The sequence below is a fragment of the Treponema sp. Marseille-Q4132 genome (assembly GCF_014334835.1).
In the GTDB taxonomy this organism is placed as follows: Bacteria; Spirochaetota; Spirochaetia; order Treponematales; family Treponemataceae; genus Treponema_D; species Treponema_D paredis.
Genome location: NZ_CP060591.1, coordinates 2,219,283 through 2,231,256, shown reverse-complemented (window position 1 = coordinate 2,231,256; position 11,974 = coordinate 2,219,283). Strand labels below are relative to the sequence as shown.

Here is an 11,974-nt window from a genome sequence, read left to right as displayed (position 1 = left end):
CGAACGGCGCTGCAAAGAGCGCCGCCCGTTTCGAAAACTACTCGATAATCTTCGTAACCTGTCCCGATGCGATCGTGTGACCGCCTTCGCGGATAGCAAGCTTCAGACCTTCATCCATAGCGATCGGGTGAATGAGTTCGCCGATGATCTTAACGTTGTCGCCCGGTTTTACCATCTGAACGTTCGCTTCGAGTTCGATCGTTCCGGTGATATCCGTCGTGCGGAAATAGAACTGCGGGCGATAGCCGGAGAAGAACGGTTTTTTGCGGCCGCCTTCGGCTTCCGTGAGGACGTAGATCTGCGCTTCGAATTTCGTGTGCGGGTGGATGGAACCCGGTTTTGCGAGAACCTGACCGCGCTCGACATCTTTCTTTTCGATACCGCGCAAAAGGATACCGACGTTATCGCCGGCCATACCCTGATCGAGCGTCTTTTGGAACATTTCGATACCGGTAACCGTCGATTTCTGCGTCGGGCGAATACCGACGATTTCGACTTCGTCGTTCATATTGACGACGCCGCGTTCGATACGACCCGTTACAACCGTACCGCGTCCGGTGATCGTAAAGATATCTTCAATCGGCATAAGGAAAGGCTTGTCTTCATCGCGAACGGGATCGTCGAACCACGTATCCATAGCCTTGAGCAGCTCTTCGATGCACTTCGTGTTTTCCGGATCTTCGGGCTGGTTCAGCGCTTTAAATGCGGAACCGCGGATGATCGGCGTATCGGCGGAAAAGCCGTATTTTGCAACAGTGTCTTTAACGTCTTCGACAGCCATTTCGATCATATCGTCGGCTTCAGCCGCATCGAACTGATCACACTTGTTGAGGAAAACGATGATCTTCGGAACGCCGACCTGACGGGCAAGCAGCAAGTGCTCTTTCGTCTGGGGCATACAGCCGTCCGGAGCGGAAACGACGAGAATGGAACCGTCCATCTGCGCAGCACCGGTGATCATGTTTTTGATATAGTCGGCGTGTCCCGGGCAGTCGATGTGCGCATAGTGGCGCTTATCCGACTGGTACTCAAGGTGACGGGTATTGATCGTGATACCGCGGGCCTTTTCCTCAGGAGCATTGTCGATTTCATCATACTTGAGCGCATGGTCACCGAATTTTCTTGCACAATATTGGGTGATAGCAGCCGACAGCGTAGTTTTACCATGGTCTACGTGACCGATGGTTCCAACGTTCATGTGGGGTTTAGTTCTGACGAACTTTTCCTTTGCCATGATTTTCTCCTTGCCGGATTTCCTGGTCCGACATTGCATAATGGTATGTGTTGCACTTTAAGCCAGAACGGGACAATTTCCAACAGAAAACGCCGCATTCGCATACACATTGTTATTTGTGAGAATGATATGATGAACGTAATTTGACGGACAAGAATTTGTATTCATACGAAATGTTCCATATTTTCGGAACATTCTTGGCCGACACCACCGATCATCATCAAACTCGCTTTGACAACTGGTTTGGCATCTTCGAGCCTCTAGCCCCTCAGGGCAGGTCAAAAACCCGAAATGCTTCTATAGTAAACTCCCGCTGCCGACGGCAACGGAATCCGCACTTAGGGCCGCATCCTCCTGAAAACCGAAACCGGTTGACTTTACGGGGATGCCGGACTCACTCCGCTTGACTCTCAAAGAACCCTTTTACGCGTAAAAATGACGCGTTCTCCAGTTATACACTATTTGCAAAAAAGATGCAAGAGGAAAACGAAAAATTTTATGAAAATATTCGAATACTGTATAAATCGGCTCCCCCGCCCCGTAAAAAAAACAATCTTGATTTATATCGAATTCATTTAAAATCAAAATAACCGGTAAATTGATTACGGTTGAAAGCTGATTAATCGATTTCGAAATATAATTTCCGAAGGCGAATACGGTATCGGCCGTACTCGCCGCGGCGCGTCATTCGCTCATAACCGCTTTTGCAAGCTGGTCGGCACAGCTCGTCTTTTTAAATCCGCACGTATTGCCGGCAAGTTTTGCCGCGATCTCTTCGGCTGTCATACCGTCGCAGAGTTTTGCAATCGCTTTTAAGTTGCCGTTGCAGCCGCCTGAAAACACGATATCCGTTATGCGCCCGTCATCGCTTTTGGTAAAGCGGATCGTCCTCGCGCATGAACCCTGTGTTTTAAATGCAATTTCTTTCATATATGTCGTTTGTGTATCATTTATGCCGCTGTTATAAAATCAGCGGCCGGCGTTTTTGATCCGTTCCCGTGCGGCGCTTACATCTTCCGAATCGAGGCGGATCGCGTATTTGTCGATAAAACCGCCGTACAGCGATTCTCCGCAAATAAGAGCGATAACCGCATGCTCTTTGCGGATGGCCGCCGCTCTGCCGCGGGGATTCGCCGCAATAAGCGAACGGTACGAATCGTAAACGTCGATTACGGAAAGTTCTATATCGCGCCGGTCGATCGCTCTGTCGGGTTTCGACGGCACGATCAGTTCGCGCGCCGCACCGGGATTGTCGGGATCGGGATAGCGCAGCATATTCGCACTGAAAATATAAGGCCAGAGATTCCGCTCGCCGTACTCCGCCTGCGCAAGGGCGGCATAAAGATTGTCATCCGCCGCAATTTCAAGCGAAACGATCCGGCTTTCCGGCACCTGTTCTACGACGACCGTTTTCGGTTCGGGAGCCGCGGTTTTTACAAGCTTGGCTTTGGGCGTACGGTGAGTAAACACATACACGAGCGCTCCGATCATCAAAGCGGTAAGAACGACTGCAACACCGGCGAAAAACCAGCAGCGGCTTATATAGCGCTGGATTCCTTCTTCGTAATCGTCGCCGTCATAATCGGGATCGAATACGTCTTCTTCCGCTTCGAGAGCTTCGTCGGCGTGCCGGTCTTGAACGACGCGCTGCTGAACGATCTGCCGTTCGATAATTTGCTGCTGTATGACCGCATGCCGCACCGTTTGGTTTTCTACGGCCGAACCGCCTGCGGAAATGCCGTGCATCGGCTGCTCGGCAGAATCGTATGAAGACGGAACGGCAAAGGGATCGTATCCTCTTTCCGTACGAGGCATTTCATGAATTGCGGAGCGAGGCGATTTTTGCGCCGCTTGAATCCCCGCCGGCGCCCTTCTCTGCTTTTCCGCTTGTGAAGCATTTGAATGGGAAACGTCGGAATCAAAATCCGAACCGAAAGCGTCGGCTCCGTCGTCTTCATCGAACCCGTCGATTTCGGCGAAAGCATCGCGGAGCGATTCGGATTCTTTTTCATTTTCGGAAAAATCGTCCGCTGCTCTATTCGCTTCGATTTTCTCTTCTTCGGCCGGCGCTTCTTCGATGACTTCCGGCTGCAAATGCTCGTATGGTTTATTTATACGTTTTGCGAGAGCCGACACCGGAACGAATTTGATTTTATAATGTCCGGGCGTAATAAGCGTTTCACCGGTAGAAGGATCCGTACGCTCTTTTTCATCGACGAGCATCCGGTCGAAAGTACCGAAGCCGAGCAGTTTAAATGATCCGTTATCGAGGATGTCGCGCCTGACCGCGTCGAAAAAAGAATTGATAACCTGTTTGATTTTATTATCATCGAGAGATTTGTCCGCAAGGCGGGATTTGATGCGTTCGGCGAGTACGGAAACCGTTACCGACTCCGAAGCATTCGCCGCGTTTTTGAGTGTCGTCTTTTTATTCGGCATTGAGCGTATCCTTTAAAATTTTTGCCGGTTTAAAACGTACGGTACGCTTTTCGGGATAGCGCATTTTTTGTTTTGTAAAAGGATTGCGCCGAACTTTCCCTTTGTGCACTTGGGTATCGAAAACGCCGAAGCCCGACTGCGTATATTTGCCGCCGTTTTCCAAAACCGTGTATATCTCTTCGAGCATTGCCGAAACGACTTCTCCGCATATTCTCTTGTCAAGCTCGACCGCCGTGCTGATCGATTTTATCAAATCCGAACGTACCATATTAATTATTATAACGGTAATGCCGGCTTTTGTATAGAAGGAAAAAATAACGGATAATCGATAATGAGTGATTGATAACTGCGGAAAACAAGAGATGCGCCGTTAAGAAATCGTCGTCGTCTCCTATGCTTTTGCCCCTGATGCGACGACTTTCCCTTACAAAGGAAATCATTTATACTGACGGTATGGCAGATTATCCCAAATTCCCCGAAGCGCCGGACGGCACTCCCCTTTCGCAGTTCGTGCATCTTCACGTACACTCCGATTATTCGCTGCTCGACGGCGCGGCAAAAATAGAATCGCTCGTAAAGCGTGCCAAAGAGCTGAATATGAAAGCGCTCGCGCTCACCGATCACGGCAATATGTTCGGCGTACTCAATTTCGAAAAACTCTGTCATACGAACGGCATCAATCCCATCGTCGGCGAAGAATTCTACGTCGCGGAAAACGACTGCCGCACGCAGGAAAAGACGCGCTACGGCGGAAAATACTATCACCTTATTTTGCTGTGTGAAAATGAAACGGGCTACCGCAATATGTCGTGGCTTTCGAGCATCGCTTACACGGAAGGCTTTTACTATAAACCGCGTATCGATTTCAAACTGCTCGAAAAATATCACGAAGGGCTTATCTGTCTGTCGGCCTGTCTGCAGGGCGAAGTGCCGCAGGCGCTGCTCCACGGAGATGAAGCCCATGCGGAAGAAGTCGCAAAGCGCTATGCCGAACTTTTCGGCCCCGACCGCTACTATATCGAAGTGCAGGATCACGGAGTCGAAGAGCAAAAGCGCGTCGCACCGCGTCTCATTGCGCTCGCAAAAAAGCTCAATATACCGGCAGTGCTGACGAACGACGTACACTATTGCATGAAAGAAGACGCCGAAGCGCAGGACGTGCTGCGCTGCATCGGTTTTCAGACAAAGCTTTCCGAACCGCACCAGACCATGGGAGACGGCAGAGCCGAGTGGTATTTTAAAAGCGAAGGGGAAATGCGATCCCTTTTTCCGGATTATCCCGAACTCATGGCGAACACGCTCAAAATCGCCGATATGTGCAAGCTGACGATTCACCAATACGATACGGCCGAACTTCGCACCTGTCTGCCGCACGTGCATATTCCCGAACCGTTTAAAAGCGAAGACGAATACGTGCGCCACATCGTGGAAACGGGTTTACAAAAACGCTATAAAACGATAACGCCGGAAATGACCGAACGCGCCGAACACGAACTTTCCATCATCTTTAAGATGGGCTTTTCCGGCTACTTTCTCGTCGTGTGGGAATTCATCAACTGGTCGAAAAAAAACAATATTCCGATCGGGCCCGGCCGCGGTTCGGGGGCGGGATCGCTCGTCGCATACGCGATGGAAATCACCGACATCGATCCGTTCCGCTTTAAGCTGCTGTTCGAGCGGTTTTTAAATCCCGAACGCATTTCGATGCCGGACTTCGACGTGGACATGGATTACGATTTTCGGCAGGAAGTCATCCGCCACACGCGGGAAGTTTACGGAGATCCGCAAGTCGGACACATCGTCACTTTCGGTACGCTGAAAGCGAAAGCCGTCATCAAAGACGTCGGGCGCGTGCTCGGCGTTCCGCTCGCGGAAGTGACGGCGCTCACGAAGTGTATTCCGAACAATCCGAAGTTCCGTTTAAAAGACGCGTTCACGCCTCCCGATGAAAGCCATCCCGAAAACGGACAACTCATTCAATTCAAAGACGAGCCGCGCTACGAAAAGCTTTTCGATCTGTGTTTTAAACTTGAAAATATGAACCGCAACACGAGCCTCCACGCATCGGGCATGGTGATTTCACTGACGCCGCTCCCCGACTGGGCGCCGGTTTTCAAAGATCCGAAAACGGGCGAAGTAGGCGTGCAGTACACGATGGACATCATCGAACCGTGCGGCTTGGTCAAAATGGATTACCTCGGATTAAAAACGCTTTCGCTTATCCGCTACGCCGAAACGATCATCAACAAGCATCGAAAACCCGGAGAGAGCGAGTTCCGCACGGAAAGCGTCGATGAAGCCGATAAAAAAACCTACGAGCTCTTTCAGCGGGGCGACACCGCCGCGATTTTTCAATTCGAATCGCCGGGCATGCAAAAGGTTTTGCGCCAAGCGCAGCCGACAAAGCTCGAAGACCTCGTCGCATTGAACGCGCTCTACCGGCCGGGGCCCATGCAGTTTATTCCGCAGTTTATCCAAGGCCGCTTTCATCCGGAAACGATCACTTATCCCGACGATTGTCTGAAAGACATCCTCGAAGAAACCTACGGCGTCATGGTGTATCAGGAGCAGGTCATGCAGGTGGCGCAGCGGATCGCGGGCTTTACGCTCGGACAGGCGGACATGCTGCGCCGCGCTATGGGCAAAAAGAAAAAAGACGTCCTTATGGCGCAAAAAGAAAAATTCATCGCAGGCGCCGTCAAAAACGGATTTTCCGAACAAAAGGCCGACCGTATATTCGAAATCATGGTACCCTTCGCAGGCTACGGTTTTAACAAATCCCACGCGGCCGCGTATTCGGTCGTCGCATACCGCACGGGCTGGCTCAAGTGCCACTACCCCGCGGAATTCATGGCGGCAAATTTAACGAACGAAATCACATCGACCGACAAGCTGCCCGAATACATCGAAGAAGCACGGCACATGGGCATCGCAGTCGACGCGCCCGACGTCAACCGTTCGGACATCATCTTCGACGTCGTGGACGGGCACATCGTATTCGGACTGAAAGGCATCAAAGGCATGGGTGAAGCGGCCGCGCAGTGTATCGTCGATGAACGGAACAAAAACGGCGCGTATAAAAATTTTATCGATTTTCTCGACCGCGTCGATCTCCGCACGGTCAACAAACGCGCCCTCGAAGCGCTCATCAAAACGGGCGCTTTCGACAAACTCGATCAAAACAGACCGACGCTGCTGAAAAATCTCGAAAACGCCGTATCGTATGCGGAAGCAAAAAAGCGGGATGCGGCGAACGGACAGGAAGATTTATTCGGCAGTACCGACGAAAAAGTATTCGCCGATTTCGTATTCGAAAAAGTAGAAGACATGTCGAAAACCGAAAAGCTCAACGAAGAAAAGCAGCTTATCGGAAGCTATGTCAGCGGTCACCCGCTCGACGATTACAAAACCGCGGTAAAAAACGCAGTGACGCTCAATTCGCAAAATATCGAACGGGAAGCGAAAGACACACAGGCTATAAAAGCCGCCCGCATCGCAAACGGAGCGCCTTCGTGGCAGACGCGGAGCTCAGGGCGGGAGCACATCGCGCTCGGTATGCTCACCGATATACGAATCATCAGAACGAAAAGAGACGGCAAAGAAATGGCTTTTGCAAAGCTCCAGGATTACGGAGGCGCGATCGACATCACGATATTCCCGCGCACGTGGGAAACGGTAAAATCGCGGATTTTCGAAGACGGCATCTATGCGTTCCGCGGCAAAGTCGATGTGAATAACGACGCGGCATCTTTCATCGTCGATTCGATTGAAGATCCCGCCACTCTCGAAGCGCGCGCGGTAAGCGAAGTGCACATCGCCGTCGAAGACGGTTTTTCGAACGCCGCCGAAATCAATCCGCTGAAAGATTTTTTATTTGGCAAATCGGGTCAATGTTTTGTATATTTTCATATAGACACCGGCAAAGGCCCGTACATCGTCAAAGCCAATTCGCAGCTCACCGTATCGTCGGATTCCGCCCTTATCGCCGAATTGAAAGAGCTGCCCTTCGTCAAAGACGTATGGACCGCATAAAAATTATACGAGGATGCACATGGTAAGATATGTTATCGCGACGCTTATACGGCTCATCAATATCTATTCGTTTTTGTGTTTTATACGGATAATACTCACGTGGATTCCCGGCGCGCAGTATTCGGCGCCGGGCAGGATTTTGTCGGCGCTGTGCGATCCGTTTTTAAATATATTCCGCGGTGCAAGGTGGATGCAGATCGGCTCTCTCGATTTTTCCCCCGCAGTTTCGATCGGGCTTTTGTACGCGCTTTCGTATATTCTCCAAAATATTTTAATGACGGGACGCATATATTTCGGCGCCGTTCTTGCGATCATCATCGGTATGGCATGGTCTATCGTCAATTCGCTTGCATTGTTTTTGCTCGTTTTACTCACCATCAGATTTATCGTCATCCTTTCGCAAAAGCGCGCGAACTATTACGGCTCGCTTTGGTCGCAGCTCGATTACGCGCTCGAACCTTTTGTACACCGCATTTCCCGCATATTTACGGGAAATAAATTCGTCGGCTATAAAACCTCTCTCGGCATCACGATCGCCGCACTCATCGGTGTTTTGGCGGGCGGCCATTACCTTTTCAAATGGCTTATAAAAATCGTACAGCAGCTGCCGTTTTAAATAATGAAACTCGGCGATATACGCAATTCGATAACGACTCTTCCGGGCGTCGGTCCCGCGGCGGCAAAGCTGTTCGCAAAGCTCAATGTTTTTTCCGTCGCCGATTTGCTCATGCTGTATCCGAAACAATACGACGACCGCACGAAGCGCACGGGTCTTTCCGCGTTCCGCTCATCGAAAGTGCACTGCGCCGCCATCGTCACTTCCCACGAATGGTTCGGCTACGGCAGGATGAAAACGCTGAAGCTCATCATCCGCGACGGGGAAGCGGAAGCGGAACTCGTCGCGTTCAATCGTCCGTTTTTGGAAAAACAGTTTCCCGTCGGAACGATCATCGCGGTGACGGGCGCCTTCGATATAAAATACGGCAAACTCCAAAGCACTTCATTCGAAATTATTAAACTCGCCGAAAGCGGCGATCTTTCCGATTATGAAAAAACGACGCTTCCCGACTCCCGCGTACTTCCCGTCTATCCGCTCACCGAAGGACTCAATCAAAAAAACGTGAGAAAAACGATCCTCGCCGCTCTCCGCGAATACAGCGCGGGAATCGAAAACGAACTGCCCGATTACATCGTGGAAAGGCATAAACTCCTTTCAAAGCGCGATGCGATCCGCGCGGTACACGCGCCCGAAAGTCTTTCGCAGGCCGAAGAAGCGCGGCGAACGCTCATCTACGAAGAACTCTTTCATTTTCAATGCGTCATAGCAAAGCGCGCGTGGGAACACAGGGGCGCAGTCCCCGACGCATCGCTTTCGTTCTCTCCGTTTGAAAGCACGGAAGCGCACAATGTGAAAAGCGGAAGCGGCAAAAGCCCCGCCTCGAGTACGGATGAAAGCCGCACGGCAAACGGAAGAGCGACAGGCACCATCGCCCCCGAAATCGGCACGGATGAAAGCGGCGCGGCAAACGGAAGAGCGGCAGGCGACATCGAAGGTGGAAGCGGCACGCACGACGGGGCAGACGGCGGCATATACGACGCGACACGGCAGGTATTCATCGATTCGCTTTCTCCTCTGCAAAGGGCGCTCTACGGCCGCATCCCGTTCCGTCTCACGCTCGACCAGATGAACGTCATCATGGAAATGGATGACGACCTCGACCGAGGTTATCGGGAGCGAGAACTCGTCGCAAACGATGAAAAAAATGATGCGGCGGAACGCGCGAAAAACGAGCGGCCTCCGGTGTTTACGATGGCGCGGCTTTTGCAGGGAGACGTCGGATCGGGCAAAACGCTCGCCGCTTTTTTCGCATGCCTTCGCGTCATAAGCTGGAAAGGACAGTGCGCGTTTATGGCTCCGACGGAACTACTCGCCAGGCAGCACGCGGAAAACGCTTCGCGCATGCTCGCGCCGCTCGGTATACGCGTCGCATTTCTCACCGGAAACGTAAAAGCAAGCGGCAGATCGGAATTGTTAAAACAGCTTAAAGCGGGCAATATCGACATCGTGATCGGTACGCACGCGCTTTTTTCCGAAGCCGTACAGTACAACGACCTCCAGCTCGCCGTCATAGACGAACAGCACCGCTTCGGCGTTTTGCAGCGTCAAGCGATAATCGAAAAAGGTAGAAAAATCGAGCACACTTCGTCTTACACGCTCCATCTTTTGATGATGAGCGCGACGCCGATCCCCCAGACGCTCGCGCTCACCGCTTTCGGCGACTTAGACGTTTCGATTTTGCGCACGCAGCCCGAAGGACGAAAGGCGGTCAAAACATATCTCGTGCGGGAAGGAAACGAAGCAAACGCGTATGAAGCCGTGCGCAAAGAACTCGAAGCGGGACATCAGGCGTATTTCGTCTATCCCGCAATAGAAGGCGACGGCCGGCAAACGGACGGAAACGACGACAATGTGGAAGCCGCCGAAGCGGCACATGTGCGATCGGAGGCGGACGCAAAGGCAGCAGACGCAAAGCGAACGCGGAACGCACAGTTTCCGCTTTTGTATGCAAAAGAAAAATCTGCGGCAAAGGCGGCCGAAGGAATGTTCGCATTTTTATCCGAGCGCGTGTATCCCGAATTCGAATGTGCGCTCATCCATTCGCGCGTCGATGAAGACGAGCAAGTGCGCATCCTGCACGATTTTCAAAAGGGGCGCATACAAGTGCTCGCCGCGACGACCGTCATCGAAGTCGGAGTGGACGTGCCGAATGCGACGTGTATCGTCATCGAACAGGCCGATCGTTTCGGTCTCGCGCAGCTGCACCAGCTGAGGGGCAGGGTCGGACGCGGAGATGCGCAGTCGTATTGCTTTTTGATTTACGGAAAAAATATCACGGAAACAGGGATCGAGCGGATGAAAGTCCTGCGTGAAAGTACCGACGGATTTTTTATTGCGGAACGGGATTTAAAACTGCGCGGTCCCGGCGAAGTAACCGGAACCGCACAATCGGGAGAACTCGAACTCGGCATCGCGGACATCCGCCGCGACGGGGAAATCCTCGTCGAAGCGAGAAACGACGCATTCGAATATATGCGAAGCGTTTTGCGCTGACGCTTTAAACTTACCGTGCAAGCGGGAAAATGCCGGCCGCACATCGAGCGAAACGCCGGCACGCGGTCAAGCAAAACGACTACGCGATGTACGCTTCGAGGCGCTGCATACGTCTCGGATGGCGCATGCGCACGATGGCGTGCTTTTCGATTTGACGGATGCGCTCTTTGGTAAGATTGCACGTATCGCCGACTTCTTTCAGAGACATGGGACGGGTACCGTTCAAACCGTAGCGCAGCGACAGCACTTTCGCTTCATTCGGCTTCAGCGTGTTCAGCACGTTTCCGATATCGCGCTTCATCGCATTCGAAATCGCTTCTTCGTCGGGATTGTCGTAACGCTCGTCTTCGATAAAATCGCTCACGGACGTGCGGTCGTTGTCGCTCGAAGCGATCTGCGCGTCGAGGGAAATCATATCGCGGGAAATGTTCACCATTTCGCGCACGTGCTGCTTATCCATCTTCAACATACGCGCAACTTCTGCGAATTCCTGCTCTTCGGTTTTATCGCCCGCCATAAGCTTTCGCGCGTGTTCGATCTGCACGAGTTCGTTCGCACGGTTGAGCGGGAGGCGGATGGTGCGGCTCTTTTCGCAGATCGCTTTTAAAATCGCTTGACGGATCCACCACACCGCGTATGAAATAAAATGATAGCCCTTCGATACGTCGAATCTGTCTACCGCCGTTAAAAGACCGATATTGCCTTCGCTGATCAAATCGGGCAAATCGAGTCCGTGATTTTGATATTTTTTCGCAACGTTGACGACAAAACGCAGGTTCGCGTTTACGATTTTGTCTTTCGCAGCCTTGTCGCCCGCTTTCGCTTTCAGCGCCAAATCGGTTTCCTCTTCGCGGGAAAGCAGAGAAACTTTATTTATATCTTTCAAATACATTGAAAGGATGTTTTTGTCGTTTGTCATAGATACACCTCCAAAGCGGCACAAAGCCGTATGTACAAATTATTGCAATATCTATGCCAACAAACGATGAAAAAGGAAAATCGTTACGATAATATTTTGTTAGATTTGTCGTATTTTTATAATTCTTTATAATACAATACATTAAAAAATCTATTGATTTTTTGCCCTTTCGAATAACGATCGATTTTTCTTGACTTCCGGCAGAATTTTGAGTAAATTTATGTCAAACTTACTCACC

Annotated in this window: 8 protein-coding genes; 3 read left to right on the top strand and 5 right to left on the bottom strand. The window is 51.4% G+C overall.

Features of this window, described 5'->3' with window-relative positions:
• Positions 1 to 37: 37 nt before the first annotated feature.
• The 4 genes from tuf to H9I35_RS10085 all read right to left on the bottom strand — a co-directional run bounded on the left by tuf (position 38) and on the right by H9I35_RS10085 (position 3,941).
• The gene (tuf, locus tag H9I35_RS10100; protein ID WP_016520690.1) at positions 38 to 1,234 is read right to left on the bottom strand and encodes an elongation factor Tu; all 1,197 of its coding nucleotides are present in this window, start codon (positions 1,232 to 1,234) and stop codon (positions 38 to 40) included.
• Positions 1,235 to 1,918: 684 nt separating this feature from the next.
• A complete protein-coding gene (locus H9I35_RS10095; RefSeq protein WP_187419273.1) occupies positions 1,919 to 2,164 on the bottom strand; it encodes a TIGR03905 family TSCPD domain-containing protein in 246 nt (81 codons plus the stop codon).
• Positions 2,165 to 2,203: 39 nt separating this feature from the next.
• Positions 2,204 to 3,673: an HU family DNA-binding protein gene (locus tag H9I35_RS10090; RefSeq protein ID WP_187419272.1), complete on the bottom strand. Its 1,470-nt coding sequence runs from the start codon at positions 3,671 to 3,673 to the stop codon at positions 2,204 to 2,206.
• Positions 3,663 to 3,941 (bottom strand): HU family DNA-binding protein, encoded by a 279-nt coding sequence (locus H9I35_RS10085; protein WP_187419271.1) that lies wholly within the window; start codon positions 3,939 to 3,941, stop codon positions 3,663 to 3,665. The genes H9I35_RS10090 and H9I35_RS10085 overlap by 11 nt, the downstream gene beginning before the upstream one ends.
• Positions 3,942 to 4,126: 185 nt before the next feature.
• Between H9I35_RS10085 and dnaE the strand changes: the two genes are divergently transcribed.
• Genes dnaE through H9I35_RS10070 form a run of 3 tightly spaced genes read left to right on the top strand, consistent with a single transcriptional unit; the run spans position 4,127 to position 10,817 of the window.
• Entirely contained in the window at positions 4,127 to 7,705 is a 3,579-nt protein-coding gene (gene dnaE / locus H9I35_RS10080) for a DNA polymerase III subunit alpha (protein WP_187419270.1), read from the top strand.
• Between the two features lie 19 nt (positions 7,706 to 7,724).
• Entirely contained in the window at positions 7,725 to 8,321 is a 597-nt protein-coding gene (locus H9I35_RS10075) for a YggT family protein (RefSeq protein ID WP_187419269.1), read from the top strand.
• 3 nt (positions 8,322 to 8,324) lie between these two features.
• Positions 8,325 to 10,817 carry an ATP-dependent DNA helicase RecG gene (locus tag H9I35_RS10070; RefSeq protein ID WP_187419268.1) on the top strand — a complete coding sequence of 831 codons (2,493 nt, stop codon included), beginning with the start codon at positions 8,325 to 8,327 and terminating at the stop codon, positions 10,815 to 10,817.
• Positions 10,818 to 10,896: 79 nt separating this feature from the next.
• Here H9I35_RS10070 and H9I35_RS10065 read toward each other — a convergent pair whose 3' ends face one another.
• Entirely contained in the window at positions 10,897 to 11,736 is an 840-nt protein-coding gene (locus H9I35_RS10065; RefSeq protein WP_187419267.1) for a sigma-70 family RNA polymerase sigma factor, read from the bottom strand.
• Positions 11,737 to 11,974: the final 238 nt, after the last annotated feature.